This window comes from Motiliproteus sp., assembly GCF_965230735.1.
In the GTDB taxonomy this organism is placed as follows: domain Bacteria; phylum Pseudomonadota; class Gammaproteobacteria; order Pseudomonadales; family Balneatricaceae; genus Motiliproteus.
Genome location: NZ_OZ246016.1, coordinates 1,855,932 through 1,881,972 on the forward strand (window position 1 = coordinate 1,855,932; position 26,041 = coordinate 1,881,972).

The 26,041-nt window shown below is 56.4% G+C and carries 26 protein-coding genes and 1 riboswitch; of the genes, 10 read left to right on the plus strand and 16 right to left on the minus strand.

Features of this window, described 5'->3' with window-relative positions; all coding sequences use genetic code 11:
* Window positions 1-8: 8 nt before the first annotated feature.
* Window positions 9-905 carry an AraC family transcriptional regulator gene (locus tag ACO05M_RS08650; protein ID WP_114695802.1) on the minus strand — a complete coding sequence of 299 codons (897 nt, stop codon included), beginning with the start codon at window positions 903-905 and terminating at the stop codon, window positions 9-11.
* A 472-nt stretch (window positions 906-1,377) separates the two neighbouring features.
* Between ACO05M_RS08650 and ACO05M_RS08655 the strand changes: the two genes are divergently transcribed.
* From ACO05M_RS08655 to mmsB, 5 genes are all read left to right on the plus strand, one after another.
* On the plus strand, window positions 1,378-2,871 hold the full coding sequence (locus tag ACO05M_RS08655; protein ID WP_421870303.1) for a CoA-acylating methylmalonate-semialdehyde dehydrogenase: 1,494 nt from the start codon (window positions 1,378-1,380) through the stop codon (window positions 2,869-2,871).
* 233 nt (window positions 2,872-3,104) lie between these two features.
* Window positions 3,105-4,262, plus strand: a complete 1,158-nt coding sequence (locus tag ACO05M_RS08660; RefSeq protein WP_421870306.1) for an acyl-CoA dehydrogenase family protein — start codon at window positions 3,105-3,107, stop codon at window positions 4,260-4,262.
* A gap of 32 nt (window positions 4,263-4,294) precedes the next feature.
* Complete coding sequence (locus ACO05M_RS08665; protein ID WP_114695799.1) at window positions 4,295-5,071, plus strand: enoyl-CoA hydratase; 777 nt, start codon at window positions 4,295-4,297, stop codon at window positions 5,069-5,071.
* Window positions 5,072-5,175: 104 nt separating this feature from the next.
* Entirely contained in the window at window positions 5,176-6,288 is a 1,113-nt protein-coding gene (locus ACO05M_RS08670) for an enoyl-CoA hydratase/isomerase family protein (RefSeq protein WP_421870309.1), read from the plus strand.
* A gap of 194 nt (window positions 6,289-6,482) precedes the next feature.
* On the plus strand, window positions 6,483-7,373 hold the full coding sequence (mmsB, locus tag ACO05M_RS08675) for a 3-hydroxyisobutyrate dehydrogenase (protein WP_421870312.1): 891 nt from the start codon (window positions 6,483-6,485) through the stop codon (window positions 7,371-7,373).
* Between the two features lie 81 nt (window positions 7,374-7,454).
* On the opposite strand, the gene ACO05M_RS08680 is transcribed toward mmsB, so the two are convergent.
* From ACO05M_RS08680 to ACO05M_RS08690, 3 genes are read right to left on the minus strand one after another with little or no spacing between them, the layout of a single operon-like run.
* The gene (locus tag ACO05M_RS08680) at window positions 7,455-8,219 is read right to left on the minus strand and encodes a DNA-binding domain-containing protein (protein WP_421870315.1); all 765 of its coding nucleotides are present in this window, start codon (window positions 8,217-8,219) and stop codon (window positions 7,455-7,457) included.
* Window positions 8,216-9,043, minus strand: a complete 828-nt coding sequence (locus tag ACO05M_RS08685) for a DUF692 domain-containing protein (RefSeq protein WP_421870318.1) — start codon at window positions 9,041-9,043, stop codon at window positions 8,216-8,218. The genes ACO05M_RS08680 and ACO05M_RS08685 overlap by 4 nt, the downstream gene beginning before the upstream one ends.
* Window positions 9,044-9,077: 34 nt before the next feature.
* Complete coding sequence (locus tag ACO05M_RS08690; protein ID WP_421870321.1) at window positions 9,078-9,365, minus strand: hypothetical protein; 288 nt, start codon at window positions 9,363-9,365, stop codon at window positions 9,078-9,080.
* A 412-nt stretch (window positions 9,366-9,777) separates the two neighbouring features.
* Here ACO05M_RS08690 and ACO05M_RS08695 point away from each other — a divergent pair, with 412 nt between their 5' ends.
* The 3 genes from ACO05M_RS08695 to ACO05M_RS08705 all read left to right on the plus strand — a co-directional run bounded on the left by ACO05M_RS08695 (window position 9,778) and on the right by ACO05M_RS08705 (window position 10,995).
* Window positions 9,778-10,137 carry a hypothetical protein gene (locus ACO05M_RS08695; RefSeq protein ID WP_421870324.1) on the plus strand — a complete coding sequence of 120 codons (360 nt, stop codon included), beginning with the start codon at window positions 9,778-9,780 and terminating at the stop codon, window positions 10,135-10,137.
* Between the two features lie 46 nt (window positions 10,138-10,183).
* Entirely contained in the window at window positions 10,184-10,483 is a 300-nt protein-coding gene (locus ACO05M_RS08700; protein WP_421870326.1) for a hypothetical protein, read from the plus strand.
* A gap of 116 nt (window positions 10,484-10,599) precedes the next feature.
* Window positions 10,600-10,995, plus strand: coding sequence for a hypothetical protein (locus ACO05M_RS08705; protein ID WP_421870329.1), 396 nt, complete (start codon window positions 10,600-10,602; stop codon window positions 10,993-10,995).
* Window positions 10,996-11,011: 16 nt separating this feature from the next.
* Here the strand turns inward: ACO05M_RS08705 and ACO05M_RS08710 are convergent, their stop codons facing one another.
* The 3 genes from ACO05M_RS08710 to ACO05M_RS08720 form a co-directional block, all read right to left on the minus strand.
* Entirely contained in the window at window positions 11,012-12,049 is a 1,038-nt protein-coding gene (locus ACO05M_RS08710) for a diguanylate cyclase (RefSeq protein WP_421870333.1), read from the minus strand.
* Window positions 12,050-12,135: 86 nt separating this feature from the next.
* Entirely contained in the window at window positions 12,136-14,091 is a 1,956-nt protein-coding gene (locus ACO05M_RS08715) for a M48 family metallopeptidase (protein ID WP_421870336.1), read from the minus strand.
* A 13-nt stretch (window positions 14,092-14,104) separates the two neighbouring features.
* Window positions 14,105-14,701, minus strand: a complete 597-nt coding sequence (locus tag ACO05M_RS08720; protein WP_421870339.1) for a LemA family protein — start codon at window positions 14,699-14,701, stop codon at window positions 14,105-14,107.
* Window positions 14,702-14,924: 223 nt separating this feature from the next.
* Between ACO05M_RS08720 and nfo the strand changes: the two genes are divergently transcribed.
* A complete protein-coding gene (gene nfo / locus ACO05M_RS08725; RefSeq protein WP_421870342.1) occupies window positions 14,925-15,797 on the plus strand; it encodes a deoxyribonuclease IV in 873 nt (290 codons plus the stop codon).
* 17 nt (window positions 15,798-15,814) lie between these two features.
* On the opposite strand, the gene ACO05M_RS08730 is transcribed toward nfo, so the two are convergent.
* The 8 genes from ACO05M_RS08730 to ACO05M_RS08765 all read right to left on the minus strand — a co-directional run bounded on the left by ACO05M_RS08730 (window position 15,815) and on the right by ACO05M_RS08765 (window position 22,907).
* Complete coding sequence (locus ACO05M_RS08730) at window positions 15,815-16,348, minus strand: hypothetical protein (RefSeq protein ID WP_421870345.1); 534 nt, start codon at window positions 16,346-16,348, stop codon at window positions 15,815-15,817.
* A complete protein-coding gene (locus ACO05M_RS08735) occupies window positions 16,345-17,166 on the minus strand; it encodes a tetratricopeptide repeat protein (protein WP_421870348.1) in 822 nt (273 codons plus the stop codon). Before ACO05M_RS08735 ends, ACO05M_RS08730 begins: the two co-directional genes overlap by 4 nt.
* A gap of 14 nt (window positions 17,167-17,180) precedes the next feature.
* Window positions 17,181-17,693 (minus strand): hypothetical protein, encoded by a 513-nt coding sequence (locus ACO05M_RS08740; protein ID WP_421870351.1) that lies wholly within the window; start codon window positions 17,691-17,693, stop codon window positions 17,181-17,183.
* A 159-nt stretch (window positions 17,694-17,852) separates the two neighbouring features.
* Window positions 17,853-18,743: a hypothetical protein gene (locus ACO05M_RS08745; protein WP_421870355.1), complete on the minus strand. Its 891-nt coding sequence runs from the start codon at window positions 18,741-18,743 to the stop codon at window positions 17,853-17,855.
* Window positions 18,744-18,839: 96 nt separating this feature from the next.
* Window positions 18,840-19,325 (minus strand): GNAT family N-acetyltransferase, encoded by a 486-nt coding sequence (locus ACO05M_RS08750; protein WP_421870358.1) that lies wholly within the window; start codon window positions 19,323-19,325, stop codon window positions 18,840-18,842.
* Window positions 19,326-19,463: 138 nt separating this feature from the next.
* Window positions 19,464-20,411 (minus strand): TIGR01212 family radical SAM protein, encoded by a 948-nt coding sequence (locus ACO05M_RS08755; RefSeq protein WP_421870361.1) that lies wholly within the window; start codon window positions 20,409-20,411, stop codon window positions 19,464-19,466.
* An 89-nt stretch (window positions 20,412-20,500) separates the two neighbouring features.
* Window positions 20,501-22,393, minus strand: a complete 1,893-nt coding sequence (gene thiC / locus ACO05M_RS08760; protein ID WP_421870364.1) for a phosphomethylpyrimidine synthase ThiC — start codon at window positions 22,391-22,393, stop codon at window positions 20,501-20,503.
* Window positions 22,394-22,503: 110 nt separating this feature from the next.
* A riboswitch (TPP riboswitch) is annotated at window positions 22,504-22,604 on the minus strand.
* Window positions 22,605-22,658: 54 nt separating this feature from the next.
* A complete protein-coding gene (locus tag ACO05M_RS08765; RefSeq protein WP_421870366.1) occupies window positions 22,659-22,907 on the minus strand; it encodes a hypothetical protein in 249 nt (82 codons plus the stop codon).
* Window positions 22,908-23,292: 385 nt separating this feature from the next.
* Here ACO05M_RS08765 and ACO05M_RS08770 point away from each other — a divergent pair, with 385 nt between their 5' ends.
* Window positions 23,293-24,102 (plus strand): substrate-binding periplasmic protein, encoded by an 810-nt coding sequence (locus ACO05M_RS08770; protein WP_421870369.1) that lies wholly within the window; start codon window positions 23,293-23,295, stop codon window positions 24,100-24,102.
* Window positions 24,103-24,117: 15 nt separating this feature from the next.
* Here ACO05M_RS08770 and ACO05M_RS08775 read toward each other — a convergent pair whose 3' ends face one another.
* Complete coding sequence (locus ACO05M_RS08775) at window positions 24,118-26,037, minus strand: diguanylate cyclase (RefSeq protein ID WP_421870372.1); 1,920 nt, start codon at window positions 26,035-26,037, stop codon at window positions 24,118-24,120.
* Between the last annotated feature and the right edge of the window lie 4 nt (window positions 26,038-26,041).

Genomic DNA, 26,041 nt, shown 5'->3' on the forward strand with positions numbered 1-26,041 from the left:
TGCTCGCCTTAGCTGCGCCTCGGCCAACTGCCGAGGCGCATGCCCCGATACTGACTCGGTGATATCCCCATCACCTTCTTGAACAGACGCGAGAAGTAGTAGGCGTCGTCATACCCCAACGCGTAGCTGATCTGGCTGATGCTCTGGTTGCCGACATCGAGCAGCTGGCAGGCGTGTTCGATCTTCAAGTTGATAAAGTGATTGATCGCGCTGGTGCCGGTGGCTTCTTTGTACTTCTTGGCGAAGTGGTATTTCGACAGGTTGACCTGATTGGCCAGGGTTTCCAGTTCCAGCGGTTCGTGGATATGGGACTGCATATAACTGTGGATCAGCTCCAGATCGAAGCCACTATCGGTGGCCGTGCTGCGACTGCGAAGTAGTGCCAGGTAGCTGAGAATCTGCCTTAACTGGTTGGCGGCATGGAGAAAAGGACGTAGCTGGTAACCGCTTCTTCGCACTTGCAGCAGGTTCTCAAAGTCGGCGATCAGCTTGGCATTTTGTCCCACCTCGATCACAGGATAGTCCGGGTCCATCGGTAAGTTGCGGAAGAAGGCGTCAGCGGATTCTCCCTCGAAATGAACCCAGTAGATGGTCCATGGATCGGCATCGTCGGCGCTGTAGGTATGGGCCAGCCCCCGTGGAAGCAGCACCAGTTGCCCCGCTTTCAGGTAGCCGTGATGCTGTCCGACAGTCAGGGCACCGCGTCCCTCGGTGCAGTAAATTAGCAGATAGTCATCATGGTCCTCGCGAGTCATGGCGTGGCCTAGCGCCTGAACATAGTGTCCGATACCCAGGGGGTAGAGGTCGCTGGACAGTGGATGTTGCCGCAGTCGCTCGGCCAGTGAGCGCGGCACCACGTAACGGTTGCTGTTGGGGGGCAGGGGCCAGCTGGAGGGTTTGCTCATTTGGGAACCTCTGATTAAATCAGACAGTGTTTCTGTAAGGCCTGAAATGTGCAGAATCTAGGCGCAGTCTGCAGCCAATGGCCGTAGCCCTTGGCAAAGGCTGTAATAACGAGTCTGTGCATTTCAGGCTTTACCCTTCGGGGCCTTCAGCCTGATCCGCACTTCGCGTTGCAGCTTTTTGACAGGTCTAGACATGCCTATAAAGCTGCGCCTAAATTGCGAACCAGGCTGAAGGCCATAAATACAGTCCGATTCAATCAGAGGTTCCTTATACTATGGTTTTAAAATGGGGGTGGAATAACAAGATAGTCCATTATTGGGGCAATTTATTCAATCCTTGCGCCTCATTCGCTGTGCTTAAATCAGGGTAAGTCGTAAAACAACGGTGTTGCCCGGCGCAACATCCCACCAATAAAAGACCGGCGACCCAGTTCCCCCGATCCGGGATCGCTACCCAGCAAAGGTGCACAGCATGAGCAAGCAAGTCCCCCTGTTTATCGGCGGCGAATTCGTCCAGAGTAAAACCGACCAGTGGATTCCGGTCACCAATCCGGCCACCCAGGAGGTGATCGCGCAGGTGCCTTGCACCACCGACGAAGAGATGGAAGCCGCGATTGCCAGCGCGGCCAAGACCTTTGAGACCTGGAAGGAAACTCCGATCAGCGAACGTGCCCGTATCATGCTGCGCTACCAGGCGTTGCTGAAAGAGCACCAGGAAGAGATCGCCACCATCCTGTGTGAAGAGACCGGTAAAACCTTCGAAGACGGTATGGGTGACGTCTGGCGCGGTATCGAAGTGGTCGAGCACGCCTGCAACATCGCCAGCCTGAGCATGGGCGAGACCGTTGAAAACGTCGCTCGCAAGATCGACAGCTACAGCTACACCCAGCCGCTGGGCGTTTGCGTCGGTATCACCCCGTTCAACTTCCCGGCCATGATCCCGCTGTGGATGTTCCCGCTGGCGATCGCTTGCGGTAACACCTTTATCCTGAAGCCGTCCGAGCAGGACCCCAACACCCCGACCCGCCTGGTCGAGCTGTTCCAACAAGCCGGTGCCCCTGAAGGTGTGCTGCAGGTTGTTCACGGTGGTAAGGAGCAGGTCGACAAGCTGCTGACTCACCCGGTGACCCAGGCGATCTCCTTCGTTGGTTCCGTGGCCGTCGGCGAGCATATCTATAAGACCGGGACCGACCACCTGAAGCGCGTTCAAGCCTTTGCCGGTGCCAAGAACCACATGGTTATCATGCCGGATGCGCAGAAGAATCACCTGATCAACAATCTGGTTGGCGCCTCTGTCGGTGCCGGCGGCCAGCGTTGTATGGCGATCTCGGTTGCCGTGTTCGTGGGCGAGTCGCGCAAGTGGATTCCGGAGCTGAAAGAAGCGCTGTCCAAGGTTCGTCCGGGCGCCTGGAACGATAAAGAGGCGGCCTATGGTCCGCAGATCAACCCGGCGGCCAAGGATCGTATCCTGAGCTTTATCGAAGCCGGTAAGAAAGAGGGTGCCACCTGCGAGCTGGACGGCTCCAACTGCACCGTCGAAGGTTACCCGGATGGTAACTGGGTCGGCCCGACCCTGTTCACCAACGTCACCACCGACATGTCGATCTACAAAGAAGAGATCTTCGGCCCGGTTCTGTGCTGTATCGAAGCCGACACCATCGAGGAAGCGATCGAGCTGATCAATGAGTGTCCGTACGGTAACGGTACCTCCATCTTCACCGCCTCCGGAGCCGCGGCGCGGAAGTTCCAGCACGAGATCAAGGTCGGTCAGGTTGGTATCAACGTACCGGTACCGGTACCGCTGCCGTTCTTCTCCTTCACCGGCTGGCGCAAATCGTTCTACGGTGACCAGCATGCTTACGGCAAGCAGGCGATCAAGTTCTACACCGAGACCAAGACCGTCACCGCCCGTTGGTTCGAAGACGACATCAACACCGGCGCCAACATGACCATCAACCTGAAGTGATTGAGCGTTAGATTGATGTGAGAGCCGCTCCCGGAGCGATTCGGGAGCGGCAAGACGGCCGAGCGCGCATCCGGCGTGTTTATGTCGTATCTTTGCCGAACACTGTTCCGTGCAACGCACTCAGAGAGTTTCACGGAACCCGCAGATAGCGCCTCCTGAGACGCTATCTGCATCTCCGCTTACTGAAACGGTTACCCGCGGGTACAGCCCGCGCGGACAACCAAGGACATGCTATGGATTTCAATCTCACCGAAGACCAGGTCGCCTTTGCCGATTCGGCCCGTGCCTTCTCCGAGCAGGAGCTGGCCCCTCAGGCGGCGGAATGGGACATGCAGCAGACATTCCCGAAAGAAGTCATCGCCAAAGCCGGCGAGCTGGGTTTCTGCGGCATCTACACACCCGAAGCAGCCGGTGGTATGGGGCTGTCCCGTCTCGACGCCCATGTGATCTTTGAACAGCTGTCGATGGGCTGTACCTCCACCACCGCCTTTATAACCATTCACAACATGGCCACCTGGATGATCGGCGAGTTTGGTAACGAGCAGACCATCGAACGCTGGTGTCCGACCCTGGTGATGGGTGAGCAGCTGGCTTCCTACTGTCTGACCGAGCCCAACGCCGGTTCCGATGCGGCGTCCTTGAAGACCACCGCCCGTCGTGACGGCGATCATTACATCCTCAACGGCAGCAAATGCTTCATCTCCGGCGCCGGTGATACCGATGTGTTGGTGGTGATGGCCCGGACCGGCGTCGATGGCCCGAAAGGGATCTCCGCCTTTGCGGTGGATGCCAAACTCGACGGCATCAGCTACGGCCGTAAAGAGGACAAGATGGGCTGGAACAGCCAGCCGACCCGAATGATCACCTTCGAAGATGTCCGGGTGCCGGCCGAGGCGCTGCTGGGCAACGAGGGCGACGGCTTCAAGATCGCGATGAAGGGTCTGGACGGCGGCCGAATCAATATCGCCACCTGCTCGGTCGGTACCGCGCAGCAAGCACTGGAGGCAGCCACCGCCTACATGCAGGAGCGCAAGCAGTTCGGCAAGCAGCTGGCCCACTTCCAGGGACTGCAGTTCAAGCTCGCCGATATGGCCACCGAACTGGTGGCAGCGCGTCAGATGATCCGTCTGGCGGCGTTCAAACTGGACAACAACGACCCGGACAAGAGCACCTACTGTGCGATGGCCAAGCGTTTCGCCACCGACGTGGGTTATCAGGTCTGCGATGCGGCACTGCAGATCTTCGGCGGCAATGGCTACATCAAGGAGTATCCGATGGAGCGCTACCTGCGCGATACCCGGGTGCACCAGATCCTCGAAGGGACCAACGAAATCATGCGGGTTATTGTTGCCCGCCGACTGCTGACCGACGGCGCTTCCAGCGTCCTGTAAGACTCAGCATCGAATTAAGGAGAATTGACCAAATGAGCAATCCGATTCTGATTGAAAAGCGTGGCCATACGGCGCTGCTGACCATGAACAACCCGCCGGCCAACACCTGGACCGAGCAGAGCCTGAAGATGCTCAAGAGCACGGTTGCCGAGCTCAATGCTGACCGTGATATCTACGCGCTGGTCATCACCGGCCAGGGCGAGAAGTTCTTCTCCGCCGGTGCCGATCTGAATCTGTTCGCCGATGGTGACTTCGGCGTCGCTCGCAACATGTCCCGCTACTTCGGCGAAGCCTTCGAAGCGCTGAGCAACTTCCGTGGTGTCTCCATCGCGGCGATCAACGGTTTCGCCATGGGCGGTGGTCTGGAAGTGGCCTTGGCCTGTGATATCCGGGTGGCCGAAGAGCAAGCCCAGATGGCGCTGCCGGAAGCTAAGGTTGGTCTGCTGCCCTGTGCTGGCGGTACCCAGAACCTGCTCAACCTGACCAGCATGGCCTGGGCCAAGCGTCTGATCCTGTGCGGTGAACGCCTCAAGGCCGACAAGGCTTACGAGATCGGCCTGGTGGAGGAGCTGGTCCCCCAGGGTGGCGCGCTGGATCGTGCGCTGGAGCTGGCCGAGGGTGTGGCCCAGCAAAGCCCGTCTGCGGTTGCGGCCTGTAAGGAGCTGATCCAGCTGGTTCACCAGCGTAACAACAGCACCACGCTGCCGACCGAACGCGAGCTGTTTGTCGACCTGTTCCACACCGAGGACCAGAAAGAGGGCGTCAACGCCTTCCTCGAGAAGCGTAAGCCGCAATGGAAAAACCAATAGCGGAAGAATCAGTAGCGGATTAGCGCAAGAACAAATAGTCGAAGCGATATTAGCAACGACACGCCGTGCTCAGCGATGCCGAGCCGACTGAAAGGACATCAATAATGACAGCGATCCTGTTTACCGAACACGCCGCCACCAACGGCAAGAAGATCATCCAGGCGACCCTGAACTCCGAAAAGAGCCTCAATGCCCTGACGTTGGAGATGATCGAACTGCTGGCACCGAAACTGCCCGAGTGGGAAGCCGATGACTCTGTTGCCGCCGTGATCCTCGACGGTGCCGGTGACAAGGCGTTCTGCGCCGGTGGCGACATTCGCAACCTTTACAAGGGCATGGTTGGCGATAACGACAACCCGGATTTTGTCGAGACCTTCTTTACCGAAGAATACCAACTGGACCATGCGATTCACTGCTTTACCAAGCCGCTGATTGTGTGGGGTGGCGGTATTGTGATGGGTGGTGGCCTGGGCCTGATGGCTGGTGCCAACTACCGGGTGGTAACCGAGACTTCTCGGATTGCGATGCCAGAGGTCAGCATCGGCTTGTATCCGGATGTGGGTGGTAGCTGGTTCCTGAACCGGATGCCGGGCCGGGTCGGTTTGTTCCTGGGCCTGACCGCCAGTGGTCTGAATGCGGCCGACTGCCGCTATGTCGGCCTGGGCGATCGCTTTGTCAGCACCGACAAGCGCGGTTTGCTGATCGAGCAGCTGCAGGCGGTTGAGTGGGGTAGCGATCTGGAAGACCTGCACCACGGCGTCAACACCGTGCTGCGTCAGTTGGAGCAGGACAGCCTGGAGCAACTGCCGGAGTCTCAGGTACTGAAGCACTTCGACACCATCAACGCGCTGATGGACCACTACGAGCTGAAAGATATCGTGGCGGCCATTCTGGCACTGGAAACCGACGATCGCTGGCTGCAGAAAGCCCAGGGCGCGGTTAAGGCCGGTAGCCCTGCGGCGATGGCGCTGATCTTCGCTCAGCTCAAGCGCAGTAAGCACCTGTCCTTGAAAGAGGTGTTCCAGGCAGAACTGGTCCTGTCACTGAACTGCGGTAAGGCCGGTGAGTTTGCCGAAGGGGTTCGCGCGCTGTTGATCGACAAGGACGGCAAGCCGGACTGGCGCTTCAAGTCGCTCGAAACCGTTGAACAGAGCTGGGTCGAGGGGCTGTTTGTCTCGCCCTGGTCTGAGGCTGATCATCCATTAGCACAGCTGTAAAACTCGCAGGAGCCGCCCAAACAGCGACTCCTATTTACCTGGCAACAAAATACCGTTCCTTTCGGTATTTTGTTAGCGACAAGGTCGGCACATGTCCGCCCTTGTCTGACGAGGCTTCAGCCTCGCTCGTACATCCGTGCAAGATTTTATTAACCCCACCGGGTTAATGACAGAAAAACAATAGGGTAAAGACAATGGCAAAAATTGGATTTGTAGGGCTGGGCAACATGGGTGGGCCGATGGCCGCCAACCTGGTCAAGAACGGTCATGACGTCCATGTGTACGATCTGTCCGAAGCGGCGGTTCAACATGCGGTCGAAGCCGGTGCGGTGTTCGCCGACAATGCGGCTCACGCTGCCGAAGGTGCCGACTTCCTGATCACCATGCTGCCGGCCGGTATGCATGTTGAATCGGTGCTGGTCAGCGGTGACGGCCTGCTGGATAAGCTCAGCAAGGATTGTGTCGTTATTGATTCAAGCACCATCGATGCAGCCTCTGCCCGCTCACTGAACAAAGCCGCGGCCGATCGTGGTATCGAGTTTGTCGATGCGCCGGTTTCCGGTGGTACTGCCGGTGCTGCTGCCGGTACGCTGGCGTTTATGGTGGGTGGTTCCGATGCGGCCTTTGCCAAGGTTAAGCCGATCCTGGACTGCATGGGTCAGAACATCTTCCACGCCGGAGGTGCTGGTGCGGGTCAGGTGGCCAAGGCCTGTAATAACATGCTGCTGGCGATCCACATGGCCGGTACCGCCGAGGCGCTGAACCTGGGCGTCAACAATGGTCTGGATCCGGCGGTTCTGTCCGAGATCATGCTCAAGAGCTCGGGCCGTAACTGGTCGCTGGAAGTCTACAACCCGGTTCCCGGTGTACAGGAAGGCGTGCCGGCTTCCCGTGACTACGACGGTGGTTTCATGACCGATCTGATGTGCAAGGACCTGGGCCTGGCGATGGATGCCAGCCAGGGCAGTCAGTCGCCGGTGCCGATGGGTTCCGCCGCACGGGGTCTGTTCAACCTGCACCAGTCCCAGGGCAATGGCAAACTGGACTTCTCCAGCCTTTACCAGCTGTATCGTAAGAAAAGCTGAGACCGCTTCTGAATAGCAAAAGCCTCCCTGGTTAAGAGCCAGGGAGGCTTTTTTATTGGGTCAGCGAAATGGGCTGAGAATCTATCGGGTCAGCAGTTCGTCATCCAACCAGCGAGCAATCATGTTCCCGAACTCGGTCACGATATCTGCCTTGGGATAGTCTTGACTCAGGGCCTCGCCGATCGCTTCCAACCCCAGACCTTGGCACAGGTAGTTGATGGCTGTCGTTTCGATGGCCGACAGGCTGCGGAAATGGGGCGAGTGACCCTTGCGCCACATCAGAATCGTGATCGGCTGAGTCAGTTGCTCTGCAACGGGGGGCGCTTTCTCTTGGTTGATCGCGTGCCAGATATCCAGCGTATTGAACTGCTGTGTGCTCAGGCTCAGTGTCGGCACCGGCTGGAAATGACTAAATTCAGCGCCGGTGGCGACGAGCTGCTGCAGATCCTGTTGGGTCAGAGCCGTGGCATCGGCGCCGTCGAACGCCCGCCGTAGCGTCCAATCCATATGGGCAAGCTCGGCGACTTCCAGATCGTTCGGCAGTTGCTGGGCCAGATGTTCCGAAAAGTCTTTGCCGTATTGGCCCAGGTTGGCGTGGCTGGAAGGGAAGTTCTGCACATAGGAGGCAGCCAGCTTGTCAAACCATTCGCCGCCCAAATAGTTGGCGGTATGTTCAAAGGTATCGTAAAGGGTATCGATCAACCGAATGCGATAGGCGTTGTGATAGATGGTTAAGCGCTGCTGGGAAGACAGGTTCTGTTGCGGCTCGGCAACCCAGTCGGCATTTCGGCATTCGGCATCGAGCAGGATGCTCTGGAAATCGGTTTGTAATTCGGTGAGATTCATACGGCCACCTTGGTATTGAGAACCTCATCAGCAATAGCTCGTGCCTGATCCAGTTCCAGCAGCAGTTCATTCAAGGCTGGAATGTTGTCATCCCGCTCGATCATGGTGGGAATGTAGCCAAACCGAAGCAGGGCTTTGCGGTACAGTGTCCAGACATCATCACAAACCGGGTGGTCGTGGGTATCGATGATGTGGTCGCCGTTATTTTGGTGTCCCGCCAAATGGAACTGAGCAACGCTGTCGACGGGAACACCTTCGATAAAATCAGTGGCCGAAAAACCGTGGTTGAAGGCACTGACGTAGATATTGTTGATGTCGAGTAGCAGTTTGCAGCCGGTTGCCTGGCATACCTCGGTCAGAAATTCCCACTCGGTCATTTCCGAGTCTTTGAACTCGACGTAGCTGGAGACATTCTCCAGTACCAGCGGGCGCTGTAGATAGTCTTGGACCTGTTCCACATTGCGTTTGACGACTTGCAGTGCTTCGCTGGAAAAAGGCAGTGGTAGCAGGTCGTGTAGGTTGCGTCCGTGGACGCCGGTCCAACACAAATGGTCAGACATCCACATCGGTTGGATACGTTGCTCAAGCGCTTTGAGCTTCTTCAGGTAGTCCTGATCAACGCCGTTCAGTGATCCGATCGACATTGAGACGCCGTGCATCACCATCGGGTAATTGGCACGAATTTTATCGAGCATGGCCAAAGGCTTACCGCCATCGACCATGTAGTTCTCAGAGATGACCTCCAGCCAGTCCACCGGTTGCGGCGTATCAATAAAGTCATGATAGTGCTGGGTTCGCAGTCCAAGTCCAAAGCTAAAGGTCATCTTCTTTCTCCTGATTAAGCGATATTCAGATTGATTAAGACTTAATGTCGGAGATCACACCGCCTTGATCCAAACACTCTTTGGCGGAGATGCCTTTAAAGCCGTGTCCGGCACAGGCATTCTGGCCTTTACACTGATGCTCAGCGGTTTTGCAGTCGGAGTTGCCTTTACAGGAATGGACACCGTAGCAGTGCACCTTGTCGCCGGCACCGATGGAGGTGCCTGAGCTACCTGCAGGGGAGTCGGCAGCCAAAGCGGATGCGCTGAATGCAAAGGCCAGTGCTGCTGATGCAAGAGTGCTGGTTTTTTTAATTGTGCTCATGAATTTTCTCCCTAGAGAATTGTGCGAACAAAATGCTACACGCCTGTATAGATCTGCTCTTTGGTTTTAAATAACGTCCTCAACAACGTCTCAGGAACCTATACGCGGGGATTTTTCATGCGGATTCAAAAATGCATGAAAAAAATGACAAAAGTTAAAAAATAAATTTAACTTGTTGAAATTAAGTAAGAAAATAATTGTTATGAATTGGTTGATACGGAGATGGTTAGCTCGGAGAGGAGAAATCATGCTCAGCTAATGCCGGATAACCTGGTCATCCGACGGATCGGTTTGTTGATCCTGTCAGTGAAAACCCCGGCTTTCCGGTCACTACCGAAGTAACAATTTATCCTCGAAGGACTCTTGGGGGTAACCAACAAACAAGCGCTTACTATAAGCGAGGAGAGGAGCGTTGATTAAAACGTTTTCAGTATTCAGTTTGGCTGTGTTGATGTCGTTTCCGGTGTCGGCTGGAGAGGTTTCGATCGTCGATGCAACGGCACAAAAGCATGGCTCGAAATGGCGCTTTAGTGTTACTTTAAAACACAACGATAGCGGCTGGGACCACTATGCAGATCAGTGGCGAATCTTAAGCCCCCAGGGTGAGGTTTTGGGCGTCAGGGTGCTGCATCATCCCCATGTCAACGAACAACCGTTCACCCGAAGTCTATCCGGTGTCGAGTTGCCGCAAGGGACGAAACAGGTCTATATCGAAGCCCGTGATAGCGTTCATGGTTGGTCTCCAAGCCGCTATAACATCGTTATCCCGTGAGTTACCGAGATTCAACGGTTAGTGTCGGTAACGGAGGTTATGCGAAATGGACATTTCCAAAACAGTGTCAGCCAGGCAGCAGGCGACAATCTCGGCCCTGATTCAACGCTTTAATCATGAGCGCTTACCGCGAATTCAAGCGATGCAGCGCCGGGTACATCAGGGTGAGCGCTTGGGTGAGATGGAAATTCTCTATATGGAGCGGGTCATCCGGGACCTGCGCAGGAACCAGGCCAAGGCTCTCGGTAACCCACGATTCGAGGCGTTACTGTCTAAGGTTGTCGCACTCTATGTTGAGGTGACCGATGCGGCATTGGAGAATGAAAGAGCCTTCAGGCAGCGATAACGCCTGAACTTTCATATTGAAGCCTCGTTGCTGTTCGATAGCTCGGATCCTCGATGGGGCCGATGGCACCTATCGACTAACCCCTTTTGTCCAGACGGTTATGAAGGATTGATTTGATGGCAATAACCTATTACGCATTACCCTCAAACCGCCTGATCGTGGTGAAGTACTTGGGTAAGAACAGCGATAAAGAGGTTATCGGTTTTTTTAGCCAGCTGATCGACAATCCCGAGATAGATATTCACAGCGATATGCTGATCGATGTGACTGAGGCGGTTGTCGAAGAGCCCGAATCGGTGGAACGCTATACCAGCCTTCGCCGTTACTGGAATGCCAAGTGGCCGCAGGCCTCCCGGATTGCCGTTATTGCTCCCCTGGATCTGACCTACGGTATGGCGCGGATGCACATCGCCTATACCGGTCGCTCGGAGGAGCAGTATCAGGTCTTTCGTACGGCGCAGGAAGCCTTGGACTGGTTGGAGCAGCCTATGTCGGTGCTGCAGCCCGTTTGAGGTTAGGATCTCGGGTTCAGTGATCCTGACTCTCCATCGCGTCGGATCTGTTGCCGTTCCAGATCTGGATCCGGTTGCGACCCTTCGCCTTGGCTTCGTACATCGCTTCATCGGCCTTGGATAACAGGCTCTTGTCAGTGTCGTTTTCGTCCACACAGGCCAGGCCGGCGCTGGCGGTGATCTGAATCGTCTCACCCGCATCGGTTTCAAAGCTCAGGGCATTAAGCTCGTTACAGATCCGCTGGATACCGATTTGGGCTTTCTCCTCATCGACCTGAGGCATCAGGATCACAAACTCTTCGCCGCCATAGCGGTAGGCACTGTCCACCGAACGAAGATGACTTCTGATCAGTTTGCCGACGCCTTCCAGCACCTTGTCACCGAATAGATGGCCGTGGTTGTCGTTGAGTTGCTTGAAGTGATCCAGGTCGAGCATGCACAGGCTGAAGCTCTGCTGGTAGCGACGAAAACGCTCCACCTCTTTTCCCAGCTCCAGATAGAACTGACGGGAGTTGTAGAGCTGGGTCAGGTTGTCGATGGTACTCAATTCGCGATAGCGTTTTTCCCGTTCGATTAGCTCCAGCTCCGCTTTCTTTCGATCCGAGATCAATACCAGGGTTTCGATGGCGCCAACCAGCTTGCCGTCGGCGTTGTGAATCGGGGCGGCGGTAAAGGAAAGCCACTCACCTTCGATCCCGATATCGGGAAAGAAATCTTCGGCCACGTAGGCGCCGTCAAGGACGTCAGAGGGCTTGTATTTGCCGCCATAGAAACGCTCGACGGCACCTTCGATGGTGTTATCGATGATCAGATCGGCCATGGTCGGGCGGGGTTCGCCATAGAACGGGCGCCACTGATGGTTGGTGCCGATCATGATTTCACTGGGGAGGCAGGCGGTCTTTGCCAGCGCCTTGTTCCAATGGGTAATCATGTGGCCGCAATCGATCACAAAGGCGGGGATCGCGATGCTGTCGATCAGCGCATCGACGCTACCGGCATCAATGGTGGCGCTGACATTTTGGCCCAGCGCATTCAGTATAAGTTCGTCCGACACGAAGAACTCCGCAAACAGGGTCCAGGCTAAGTTTAACCACTAAGTTTCTAACTAAACCATAGCCGTTCTAGGACAAATAGAGAAATTCAGCTGGCTTGAGCATCAAGCTGCAAGCGCGACAGCGGGCTATCCATCAGGGCAAAGATCGCGCTGATCAGCTCACGCTCGACCGGCGTGATGACCTGATCCTGCTTGATGCAGAGCTCCAGTCCGCGGAGGAGACGGGGTTTGAGCAGCGGTTTGGCCAAACTGAGCTGGTTGACGGCGCGGATAAACCGGGTCGGATCACACTGTTCGGGGGGGAGCAGGGTCAGGTTGTAGAGGCCTGCGGCTCCGGCGCCTCGGTTAAAGGCCCGCTCGGTGTGCTCCTCATCCTGTTCACCCTGATGGGCCAGGGTCGACAGGATCAGCTGGTAGTCGCCGGCCAGTTGCTGGGGATCGTCGTAACGGGGCTCGCGGCGTTTGACCGGGCCGAATTCGGCGGCCAGGTAGTGCTGCACCAGCTGATAAAGGCACCACTCCAGCAACGAGGTATGCTGGTCAGCCCGGATCACCTTCATCAGGGTTTGTTTGAATTGCTGGTATTGCTGCTCGGACAGGGTTTTAAGCGCCGGCATGCACAGTTCAGTCAGGCTCAGGTAATGGCTGCGGTGTAATTGGGCAATGGGCTCGAGCAGCTGCTGGCACTGCTGCGATAATCCGGGTACCGAGACCTGTTGCAGTAACTGCAGCTGTTGGTTGCGTTGTTCCGGTTGCTGGTGAATCAACAGCCCGAAGATGATGGCCATGGCGCCGAGCGGCTCGTGGGCCTGCTGCTTCAACTCGACCGGCAGCGAGGCGATCTCCTGTCGGGTCTGTTCCAGCACCGATGGCTGGTCCAGATCCAGAACCGGGCCTCCGGCCAGTACCACACCGGCAGCCAGCGCCTGGCGACGTTTCTGCGCCTGTTGCTGTTCACGGGCTTGCTGGCGCTGTTTACGGGCTTCAACCTGGCTCGGTTTGGGGTAGATGTAGCTGCCGTCCCAATCGGGCTCAAGCCGAAAGATTCGGTCCAGCAACGGTGGATGGGTGGCGTACAAACCTGTCAGGTGGCTCAGGGAACGCCCGAAGAACAGGTGGCTGACCTGATCCGCCTGGGAACTGTGTATCTCGGCACGGCCGCTATGCCCGCCGATCACCTTCAGTGCCTCGGCGATTCCTTGCGGGTTGCGGGTGAACTGAACCGCCGAGGCATCGGCCAGGTATTCGCGCTGACGGTTGACCGAGGCTTTGATCAAACGGCCGAAAAAATTCCCCATCCATCCCACTAGCAACAGCCCCAGCCCCAGCAGCATCAGCTGCGGTCCGCTCTTGTTGTTTGAGCTGGAGCGGCTCCGGGGGCCGTAGCGCAGCAGGATCTCACCGATGGCGCCGATAAAGACGATACCGTGCAGCAAGGAGATCAGGCGGATGTTGAGGCGCATATCACCATTGAGGATATGGCTGAACTCGTGCGCGATAACCCCCTGCAGTTGGTCCCGGTCGAGGCTCTCGATGGCGCCCTGAGTCAGGCCGATCACCGCATCGGAGGGTTGGTTGCCGGCGGCAAAGGCGTTGATCCCCAGCTCATGGCTCAGCAGGTAGACCGGCGGTACCGGCATACCGGATGCCAGCGCCATCTCCTCGACCACGTTCAGCGCCATCTTCTGTTGCGGATCATCGGTATTGGGGTGGATACGCTGGCCGTGCAGTGACTCGGCAACGGCCTTACCGCCTTCAGAGAGTTGCAACTGCTTGTAGAGGCAAGCACTGCCGACGACCGCACAAACCAGCAGGCTGATCAGACCGAAGCGTTCCCAGTTGAACTGCTCCAGCAGCGGACCGACACCCTGGTAGAACAGCGTGGCGACGTCGCCATCGACGGTTCCCACCAGGCCCCAGAGGCAGAGCATCACCGCCAGGTTGGTGACCAGGATCAGTGCAGTGACCGCGAGTAGAAAGAGCAGGATCAGCAGGCCCGTATTGCGGCGGGCCTGATCCTGTTGGGCGAAAAAATCGACCATGCTTCAGCTCTGGCTAGAACGAGACTTTCGGGGCGGCCTGGATCTGGGCGCTGTCTTCAAACTCCAACAGGGTGGCGTCCTGCGCGTGACCAAAGGTCGGGGCAAAAAAGACCGGTGGGAAGCTGCGTCGGTAGGTGTTGTAGCCGGTGACCGCATCGTTAAACGCCTGACGTGCGAAGGCGACCCGGTTTTCGGTGCTGGTCAGCTCCTCGGACAGCTGCATCATATTCTCGTTGGCTTTCAGGTCTGGATAGTCTTCCATCACGAAGTTGAGCTTACCCAGGGCTGAACTCAGCGCCCCTTCGGCGCCGGCCAGTCTACCGATGGCTCCGGCACTGCCGGGATCTGCGGCGGCGCCTTTGAGCAGCGCCGAGGCTTCGTTGCGAGCTTGGATGACGGCTTCGAGGGTTTCGCGCTCGTGGGCCATGTAGCCTTTGGCGGTTTCGACCAGGTTGGGAATCAGATCATAACGGCGCTTGAGTTGAACCTCGATCTGACTGAACGCGTTTAGATGACGCTGACGAAGAGCCACCAGTCGGTTGTAGATCGAGACGATATAAACCACGATCGCGGCGACGATGACTAAGAAGACGATAGTACCGATTTCCATATGCGGCCTCGCTGGATGAGTGGAAAACCATGGTATATCACAGATTTCGGTCAGCTGGCGGGGCGGGGGACCGAAACTGAGCATTTGTTGCGTTGGATCAGTACCAGTCCCGGAACAGACGCTGCCGCTGGCAACTTGCTTGTCCGATCCGACCGAGCTGGCGCAATCTTCATCGGCCGCTATAATCGCGGCTCCGTCCCTTAATCCCGCAGGTTGTCACTCGGTGAAATCAGATTCTAGCTCTCGTCCGACCAAGTTTGTCGGCGCCCATGTCAGCGCCGCCGGCGGCGTTCAGAATGCCCCCCTCAATGCCGCTGAACTCGGTGCCCGTGCTTTTGCGCTGTTTACCAAAAATCAGCGTCGCTGGGAGGCCAAGCCGTTGACCGAGGCGGCGATCGAGCAGTTTAAGGCCAACTGCGACGCGGCTGGTTTCGGTCCGGATCAGATTTTGCCCCACGACTCCTACCTGATCAATCTCGGGCATCCGGATCGGGAAGGGCTGGAGAAATCCCGAGCGGCTTTTATCGATGAGCTGCAGCGCTGCGCGCAGTTGGGACTGACCTTGTTGAACTTCCATCCCGGTAGCCACCTGAACCGGATCGATGAGGATGCCTGTCTGGATCGGGTCGCCGAGTCGATCAATATCGCCCTGGATCGGGTTGAGGGGGTGACGGCGGTGATCGAGAATACCGCCGGGCAGGGCAGTAACCTGGGCCACCGGTTCGAGCAGTTGGCGCGGATTATCGATGGCGTGGAAGACCAGAGCCGGGTCGGCGTCTGTCTGGATACCTGCCACACCTTTGTCGCCGGCTATGATTTGCGTGGCCTGGACGCGTGCCGAAAAACCTTTGCGGATTTTGAGCGTATCGTCGGCTTTGAGTATCTACGCGGAATGCACCTGAACGATGCCAAGGTCGATTTTGCCACTCGGGTCGATCGCCATCACAGCCTGGGCCAGGGCTATATCGGTTGGGACTGCTTCGAGTTCATCATGCGCGATCCGAGGTTTGACGGGATTCCGATGGTACTGGAGACCATCGATTCGTCGATCTGGGCCGACGAGATACGCGCGCTCTATCAGCTCCAGCATCAATAACGATGCCGTTGCTGTTCTCAGTCTGTGGAGCCTTGCTGGCGGCTGGGACTGAGTCGGTAGATGACGACTGAGACTATCGCCAACAGGCCGATCGAACCAAGGCTGAAAAGCGGCGCGAGATCTTTATAGAGGCAGAGATAAAACGCCAGTAACAAGGGCACCGAACAGAGAGCGATGTAGTAGAGCTTGATCAGGCTGGTGGCTCGACCGCCCGGTTGAGTCTTGGTGATCGCCTGGTGTATCTGGGGGAATTCGGGGTGCTGGTGTTCGATCGCCCGGCGCTGTTCGAACCAGGCATTGAGCATCTTCTGATAGATCTGGATATCAAGAATCCACAGCGTGAAGATACCGACCGAGCCGGCCCAGCAAAGCAGCACGGTCAGGTTCGCAATGTTCAGGCTCTGGTCGATCGTCTTGGTGATCAGAAAGCCGACCCCGGCAAAGGTCGCCAGCAGCCAGGTGGACGCCAGGGTCCGTATCTTGAAGCACAGGTTGTTGAAGTGATGCTCCGCCTCGGTGATGGTCTTGATCAGCTCCCAATGATCGTTCATGTCTCTTCACTGTGAATATCGAAGTTCTTGCAGACCCGATTCAGTTCACCGTCCCGGCGTAGCACGTTGCGGTTTTGGCTGAGCAGCTCCCGGCTGCGTAACTTGAGTGCGTCGATCGCCTCGGTGTCGTTGGAAACGCAGTAGGATTTGAACAGGTTGATCACCACATTGAGGCGATCGGGCTCGATCCGAAGGGCGTTCTCCAGGGTTTCGATGGAACCGGCATGGTCGCCGATGCGGTACTGGGCATAGCCTTTGAATTCCTGCACCCGGGCACTGTCGGGGACGATCTCCAAGGCTTTGTCGTACTCCTTGATCGCGTTTTCAAAGTCGCCCTGACGCCGGTAGCTGATGCCGGAATTGATATGTTGCTTGGCTTGGCTGAGTCGTTCCTGGCGTTGGATGTTGGCCAGGTAGGTATTGGCGGTGTCGGAGCTGACCGCCCACTGGTTGGAGAAGTAGGATTTGGCGACCTGCGGATTGCCCTCGGCATACTCCAGCAGCCCCAGATTGTTGGAGATCTTTTTGACCAGCTTGTCGTCACCGGTGGTTTGGGCCTGCTCGAATGCGCGTTGCAGGTATTCCCGGGCCCGTTGGATATCCCCGAGGTTGTAATAGGTCCAACCGATCGCATTGCCGACGGTGGCCTGATCATGGGTGGTTTCGGCTAGCGGCTCGGCTTGGCGCAACAGGATCAGGGCTTCGCTGTAATTGGCGGAGTGAAAGGCCTGTCCGGCGCGTCCGAGCGATTCGGTGAAATCGGCCTGCGCTTGGGCGGGGATAATCAGGCTAAGTAACAACACGATGATCGGTTTCATGCCACGTATTCCCGTTAAAAACCTGAATCGGCGGAGTTATTGGCGTTGATCAGTACCAAGTCTTTGGTCACCAGCTTCTGATCCTCAAGCGTGAAGGTCAGCTCCTGAATCCGGTTGAGCAGTTTCTCGTAGGAGATCGAGATGTTGTGCTCGTCTTTGACCGACAGGGTGGCGCGTCCGGTGTCGCTCAGCTTCAGCGTCTCAGACTGATGGTGCACCAGCGGCGCGTAAGCGTGATCCAGCGGCGTAATCGCCAGAATGATCTTGCTCTCGGCCTGATAAAGCAGCAGGAACAGGCCGCCGGCGAAGAAGATCAGCGAGAACACCAGAAAATAGCGGGTGTTGTTGAGTTGCGAGGTGACCAGGCTTTTCCACTCTTTGTACATCTCGACACTGGGAAATTCGTCGGCCCGCTTGTCGAAGATCTTCGATTGCACATCGGAGGTGAGTTTGTAGCCCAGGAACAGCATCAGGAAGGCGAAACCGGTGACCCCGGTATTCAGGATGTCGACGATATTGATATCCATCTGGTTATCCCCACAAGTAGCCTGAATAACTGCCCGGCTGGATGGATAGCCGCTATCTAAGCGCTTGTAACTCTTAAGTTTCAAATGGTCGTTTACATGGCTGCTATTAATATAGCACCGCTTTTATCAACCATTTGCGGCATTGGTGATCGAAGGTTTTCAGCCGCTCACCGGGATCAGATTCAACCGGCTGATCGATCGCTGCAGATCGTCCGGCCAGATCCAGAGCCGGTAGGGTTCGGGGATCTGCATATAAACGGTCGGGCCGTAGAGTCGCCGGTCACGCATATCGGCGCAGTAGCGCGACCGCCAACTGTTCCGTCGGGTCTCATTCAGGCGCTCGCCGTTGACCAGCTTCTGGGTGATCGAGTAGAGCTTTTCGCACATCCGGTATTCGTAGCCTGGCAACGACAGCGGCTCCTGATATTGTCCTCGCGCGGCGTTTTTGGCCGCCAGGGCCTGCTCCACAAACAGCGGTAGATCCCGTTCGCCGGGGATATTGGGAAACAGGATAAAGGGGGCCGCCCAGCCGCTCTCGACCATATTGAGGTTGAAGGTGGCTCGCTGGACCCGTGACAGGGTGGCGATCTCACGGGTGCTGTAGGACGGCGAGACATAGGCCAGCAGGCGGCCGTAGCCATCGAATGGTGGCTCGGGGCTGCGCACAAACAGTTTGCGTTTTGAGCCCGAGGGTTTGGTCAGTCGCTGGTCGATAAGTTGCTGATAGTGCTCACCGGCTTGTTTGCCCTGTTGGAACTGCAGGGTGCCGGCATCGATATCCGCCAGCTTGGGCAGAATGTATTGGGCGAAGCTGTCGCTGACCGGGGCCTGGCCCGCTTGAATCCAGCCCGCCAGTTGCTGGAATTGGGCATCGATCTTGGCCGCACCAGCGGCGGATCGGGCGGTGGTCTCGGGCGTGTCGATCGACAGCATCCGGATCGGCATTCGGATATTGGGGGTGTCGCCGTCGGAGATGTCGGTCAGCGCTCGGGCGCCGAGCGATGGAAGGTTGGTGCCTTGCGGTGTCCATAGGATCTCAAGCTTATCCATAAGGTCCCCTTGTCGGCTTGATAGTGCGGTTAAAGCGTTGAGCGGCAACCCTAAACGACGACACTCAACCGGTCGGCCCGCCGAGGTCGGCGCACGTTATCCAGGAATGGATTTGTGCATGATATAGCTATCCACATAACCGAGCTGGCGGTGGCGATAACCGCTGGGGATGGTGCCGATGATCTGGAATCCCAGCTTCTGCCATAAACGGATGGCGTCTTCGTTGGTAGAGACCACCGCGTTGAACTGCATCGCCTTGAACCCCAGTTCCCTCGCCATCTGCTGTGAATGTTCACAAAGTGCCGTGGCGATACCGCAACCCCGGGCGTGGGGACTGACCATATAGCCGCAATTGCAGATATGATCGCCGGGACCGGCGGCGTTGGGCTTGATGTAGTAGGAGCCGAGAACTTTTCCGTCCTCTACGAAGGCCAGTGTCCTGAGCGGATCTAGGCACCAGAGCTGGTAAGCCTGCTCATAGCTCATGTCCGGATCGAAACTGTAGCTTTCCTGTGCGGTGATGATGGCCGAGAAGGTTGGCCAGAACTGCTCAAAATCCGCGGCGGTCATTTCCCTGATCATGGAGTCTCCAGATCGTCGTACCCATACCCAGATTCAGCATAGCCGCTGTAACGCGGTTGTACCCAGTATTATCGATCGGACTTCGAAGCGAGGGAGAGAAATGGAGGAATAGAGATGAGCAGGGGGAAGATCTGCCGCTCAGGCGCAGCAGATCATTCGCTCGTCTTCAAAGCCTGGATAGGGTTGGCCATCCAGGGCGGCGCTGATGGCATTGAGCACCAGCCACTTCTTGGCACACCAGCCTGGCGCCAGCAGGATGTCGGGTTCGGCGGTGCCGGTCAAACGGTGGTAGACCAGTTCCGGTGGACTGCGGCGAATGATTTCGACGCAGGCTTCGATATAGTCGTCGAATCCGAGGGTGGTGAACTCGCCCCGGTTCCACTGGCGAGCCAGTTGGGTGCCTTTGACCACATGCAACGGGTGCAGCTTCATCCCCTGGGTGGCGGTACTGGCCTGGCCCAGCTCCACGACCCGATCGAAACTGGCAACGCTGTCCATCGCCGTTTCGCCGGGCAGACCGACGATCAGGTGGGTGCAGACCTGCAGCTCGCGCAGTCGCGCCCGCTCGATCGCATCCTGATATTCGTCCCAGCCGTGGCCGCGGTTGACCCGCTCCAGGCTGTGATCGTTGGCCGATTGCAGCCCCAGCTCCAGCCAGACTTCGTGGCCCTGCTCCTGGTAGGAGGCCAGCAGATCCAATACCGGGTCCGGTACGCAGTCGGGACGGGTGCCGACCGACAGGCCGATTACATCCGGCTCGCAAAGCGCATCGTCATAGAGCTCTTTGAGGTAGTTAATATCGGCGTAGGTGTTGGTGTAGGCCTGGAAGTAGGCCAGGTAGTGGTTGGCGCCGGTCCGCTTGCGGATCACCTGGCGTCCCGCTTCGATCTGCGAGGCGACCGTCGGCGGTTGTTTGGCGTTGGGGGCGAAGGAGCTGTTGTTACAGAAGGTACAGCCGCCCAGCCCCTTGGTGCCGTCGCGGTTGGGGCAGGTAAAGCTGGCGTTGAGCGCCAGCTTATGAACCCGGTACCCGTATTTTTGCTGCATGTGGCGGCCAAAGGTATTGACCTGTGCCGATAACTGCATGACGTCGGCTCACTATGTGTCGGTGCGAGGTTGTGGTAACCGTTGCGTGCCGGTCGGCACGTGCCGACCGGGTCACGCGGGTTAGTGGATTACAGCTTGGAGTACAGTTGGCTGCCTTGCTCTTTGAACTCCTGGGCCTTCTCGGCCATGCCTTTGTCGGCCTCGACGTTGATCGCGGCGATCTGGTTATCATCCAGTTCGCGGACCTCCTGGCTGATCTTCATCGAGCAGAATTTCGGACCACACATGGAGCAGAAGTGGGCCACCTTGGCGGACTCCTTCGGCAGAGTCTCGTCGTGGTACTCACGGGCGGTATCCGGATCCAGGCCGATGTTGAACTGGTCTTCCCAGCGGAACTCGAAGCGGGCCTTGGACATCGCGTTGTCGCGGATCTGGGCACCGGGGTGACCCTTGGCCAGGTCAGCGGCGTGGGCCGCCAGCTTGTAGGTGATGATGCCGGTCTTAACGTCGTCCTTGTTCGGCAGGCCCAGGTGCTCTTTCGGAGTCACGTAGCAGAGCATCGCGCAGCCGTACCAGCCGATCATCGCCGCACCGATACCGGAGGTGATGTGGTCATAGCCCGGTGCGATGTCGGTGGTCAACGGACCGAGGGTGTAGAACGGCGCTTCGTGACACTCTTCGAGCTGCTTGTCCATGTTCTCTTTGATCATGTGCATCGGCACGTGACCCGGACCTTCGATCATCACCTGGACGTCGTACTTCCAGGCCACCTTGGTCAGCTCACCCAGGGTTTCCAGTTCGGCGAACTGGGCTTCGTCGTTGGCATCGTAGACCGAGCCCGGACGCAGACCGTCACCCAGGGAGAAGGCCACATCGTATTCGGCACAGATCTGACAGATCTCTTCGAAGTGGGTGTAGAGGAAGTTCTCCTGGTGGTGCGCCAGGCACCACTTGGCCATGATGGAACCGCCACGGGAAACAATGCCGGTCATCCGCTTGGCGGTCATCGGCACGTAGCGCAGCAGTACGCCGGCGTGGATGGTGAAGTAGTCGACCCCTTGCTCGGCCTGTTCGATCAGGGTGTCGCGGAACACTTCCCAGGTCAGGTCCTCGGCGACGCCGTTAACTTTCTCCAGCGCCTGGTAGATCGGCACGGTACCGATCGGCACATGGGAGTTACGGATGATCCACTCGCGGGTCTCATGGATGTTCTTACCGGTGGACAGGTCCATGATGGTATCGGAGCCCCAGCGGGTACCCCAGGTCATCTTGGCCACTTCTTCCTCGATCGAGGAGCCCAGCGCCGAGTTACCGATGTTGCCGTTGATCTTCACCAGGAAGTTACGGCCGATGATCATCGGCTCCAGCTCCGGGTGGTTGATGTTACAAGGGATGATGGCGCGGCCGGCGGCGACTTCCGCACGGACGAACTCCGGGGTGATCTCGTCCGGGATGTTGGCGCCGAAGCTGTGGCCCGGGTGTTGCTCGTTCAGCTGCGGGTTGTGCTTGGCTTCGACCAGCTTCATGTTCTCGCGGATGGCGATGTATTCCATCTCCGGGGTGATGATACCGCGCTTGGCGTAGTGCAGCTGGGTGACGTTCTTGCCTTCTTTGGCGCGACGGGGCTTGCGCTGCAGGTCAAAACGCAGCGAGTCGAGCTCGGCCAGCGCTTCACGCTGACGGCCATACTCAGAGCTCAGGCCATCCAGCTGCTCGGTGTCGTCACGCTCGAGAATCCACTCGTTGCGGACCGAGGCCAAGCCACGGCGTACATCGATGCTGACGTCGGGATCGGTGTAGGGACCGGAGGTGTCGTAAACCCGCAGTGGCTCGTTCTTCTCAGCCTTGCCATCCTGGCTGAAACTCAACGGCGTATCAGACAGGGTGATTTCACGCATCGGTACCCGGATATCCGGGCGGGAGCCTTCGATGTAGACCTTACGGCTACCCGGGAACGGCTGGACCGAGGCTTCATCGACCTTGGCGGTATCTTTGAGGTTGGCGTTTTCTTGTTTATTCATTATCGACATCTCCGGCTTCTGTCGGCCATCAACCGCAACAGGCGGTCAAAAAGTGATGTCTTGCAGGGAAGCGGAGAGGAACCGATAAACAGACAGGGCGGGGACGTACGGCTAGCCCGATGCTTGTTTCCTACGCCGGTATTAACCGGATCAGGTTCACGGGTTGGTGTTAACCTCTCATCCCAGCAAGTGGGAACCCCGACAAGACGCAATAGATTGTAACGAATTTATTAACGGATGGAAGGCCGGCAGGCGACCTTCGCGCTTAGGCCCCCTGAGTACCCAGCAGGTGCTCGGACAGCAGTTGGTAGCGTACGGTCAGCGGCAGGTTGAGCGCAGACCATTTCTCGGACTCGGATTCCAGATGGGCATGGGCCTTTTCGGCGGCGGCGACAGCCGATCGTTGAGTCAGGGCGCAATCGGACTGAACCTCATAGCGCTTTAATGCCTCAAGTACTACAGCGGAATCTTTCTCGCCAACGATTTGTTCGATGAGGGTGTCAAATGATGCCATGGTAAAGCCCCTTGCCGTCCAACGCTGAAGGACGGGTTTTCATTATTGTTGCTGGGTTCTTCATTGAGCCTGTTAGCAGGCTGAGTGCAATTTATCGGGCAACCGCTGCAACGTTAAGATCCAGATATCAAGGGGAGCTGGGACCAGCCCAATGGGCACGGTGAGTGGCAGAGGAGGCGGAGAATTTCCCATGCGGATGCTGGAGCATCACGGCGGTTTGATCCGGCCGTCGTCGTTCTTAAACCCGGGATAGCCGTGGTCCGGATTCTGGTGGAATTTAGCTGGCTGAGCCAAGCGCAACTCACTATGATGAGAAGAGGGTATACCTGCATTCCAACAGGCTCCCTTTCTGCCGACACCGGTTAATGCACGACGGTTTGTCACCATGCTGAATCTCCATGCAATTTCACGACGACTAGGGCTGCTGATCAGAAGCCTGATCGGTGTATCCCTGTTGCTGGCTTCCGTCGCGGCTCAAGCGGAGATTCGCTTGCTAAGCACCGAAGAGCCTCCGACCAACTTTACCTATGCGGGAAACTTTACCGGCACAACCACCGAAATGGTACGAGCGATACGTGATCGTCTGGGCTGGTCGGCCCAGGTTGAGGTCTATCCCTGGAGCCGTGCTTATCAGATCGCATTGAATACGCCCGATGTACTGGTCTTTACCGTCGGTAGAACCGCCGAGCGTGAACAGGCGGGGTTTACCTTTATCGGTCCGGTTTCTACCCGCAAACACGGGGTTTTCAGCCGTATCGACCAGGCCGTGACCGATTTTGACGCGATAAAGGACTCGCAGGAGCCCGTTGCGGTTATGCGTGGTGACTGGCGTGCCAAGTACCTGGGGGGAGAGGGCTTCAGCGTGCTGGATATGAACAACCACGCTCAGGGATTTCGGATGCTGATGAACGGAAGAATCGATTACTGGCTAAGCTCTGATCTGGAAGCGCCGATGACCGCCAGAGCCCTGGGGTATCGCATGGCCGATATCAAAATGGTGAAGTTGATCAGGGAGTCCGGCAGTTATATGGCTTTCTCGCCCGGCACCAATCCAGCGCTGATCCAGACGTGGCTGAATGCTTTCAAGGAGCTGCAGGGGACGGACTTTTTTGAACAGCAGCGTACGTTGTGGAGCAATATTCTGGACGCCCAGATCGAGTATCGACCGGAAGCGGGTTATATCGTCAGATATTGATCGAAAAGACGCAAACTAAGCCGAGACGTACGAGTCAGCGGAACTGCGGTCACGGCCTCCTTCTTTGGCTTCATAGAGCTGTTTATCCGATCGCTCCACCAGTTCATAAAAGTTCAGGTCTGTCGCCATCACCGCAGACACGCCGATGGAGGTGGTCACTCGAATGGCGCTGCCCTGAACCATGACCCTCATACTTCTGATCGCGCTCAGAATTTTCTCCGCTAATCGCTTCCCCCCCTCTAGATTGGTATTGGGAGCAAGTACCACAAATTCTTCTCCACCGTATCGTGCGACCAAATCCGTTTCTCTGACTACGCCCAAAATAACCTCTGCCGCCTGCTTCAGAACGAGGTCGCCAATCGGATGGCCATATTGATCGTTGATGGCTTTAAAATGATCTAAATCGATCATCAGGAGAGTTAAATGAGTGTTGTTACGTTTGCTTAATAAAAACTCTCTTTCGCCCTGGGTATCAATGGCACGGCGATTCCAAAGCGTGGTTAACGGGTCGTGTAGCGCGGCGTCTTCCAGTCTTTTTTGTAACTGATTTCTCTCGGTAACATCGATAATTGTCGAGTGAAGGTAAGTTTTTCCTTCGAAGGAAACCGGGCAGGAGTGAACTTCGACATCCCGAATTTCACCGGAAGCAAGGGCGTGTTGAAAGTGGAATTTATTGGCTTTTTCCGATATCACCAATGCCATTCTTGCTTGGCATTCCTCAAACGAGATTTGATTAATATTGTATATCTTGGTTTTTTTAATTTCTTCTTCGCTGTAGCCGTAAAAATTAAGGGCGGCAGGATTTGCATCAACGATCTGACCGTTGTTGGGATCGATGAGTAATTTTATCGTAGGATCTTTATAAAAAATCTGTAAATAAACGCGTTGTCGCTCCTCTTTGGCTTTCTGCGCTTCGAGTTCGGTGGTGACATCCTGCAGTGTTCCCACGATCTTAGAAAAACGGAGGCTGTCTTGTGGGCCCAGCTGAGCTCGCAGTCGCAAGCAGATCTCCTTGCCGTTTCTGGTCTCAATCCGATATATCTCGTTAATCGGTCTGCCGGAAAGGAGGGTTTCCAACATACTTTGAAACTGAATAATCTGCTCCGTGGAAAAATTTCTTCGAATATCTTTTAATCTTACCCATTCGGTAGGCTTGAATATTTTAAGAATATTCAGGCTTTCTTTGCTGAAATTAACCAGCTCCTTATCGATATGCCATTGCCAGGAGCCAATTTTTGATAGCTCTTGAGCCTCTTTCAGCTCTTTATTGGTTTGAGTTAATTGATCGGTTATCTCGCTAATTTTCTCTCCCATCAAGTTAAAGCTGGATTCTAAGTTCCCCAGCTCGTCATCGGATGCTTGTTCTATTTTTATCTTGTAGTTTCCAGCAGCGATTTCATCGGATACCCGCAGAAGCTTGTTGAGCCGGCTATCGATCAGGTGTTTAAAACTCATAAAGATACATAAGCAAAAAGCACAGGCCAGCGCCAGGATTCCGAAACCTATCTCTATAGCCAGCTCATTACCCAGTTTTGATATTGAAATTCGATCGACGGCGACGACTAACTCGGCGTGATTGGGATAAACAAAACCAACCGATTGGCCTAAGACGATAGCCCTGTCATTGCTGACCGGAGTGTCGATAGGATCTAAGGGATATAACTGCTGTCCTTGACTGTTTGTCAGCTTGATCGCAAGCCAGCTGTCGTTAGCCTGTTCCAAGGCGTCCAGGGTTTCATAAATGTTGGCCAACTGACCTTGTAGCAGAAAGGGAATAATTGCTTCTGATGCTGTGATCAGATGAGCCTGTATCTCATTCAACACCATATCCTCGGCTTTCTGCCTTAGATGTGGCATCGAATAAAACGCGATGTAGAGAACAAAAGCGAGTAACAGAGAAAGGATAAGGGTGCTTAGTTTTGTACGTATGCTCATCGCT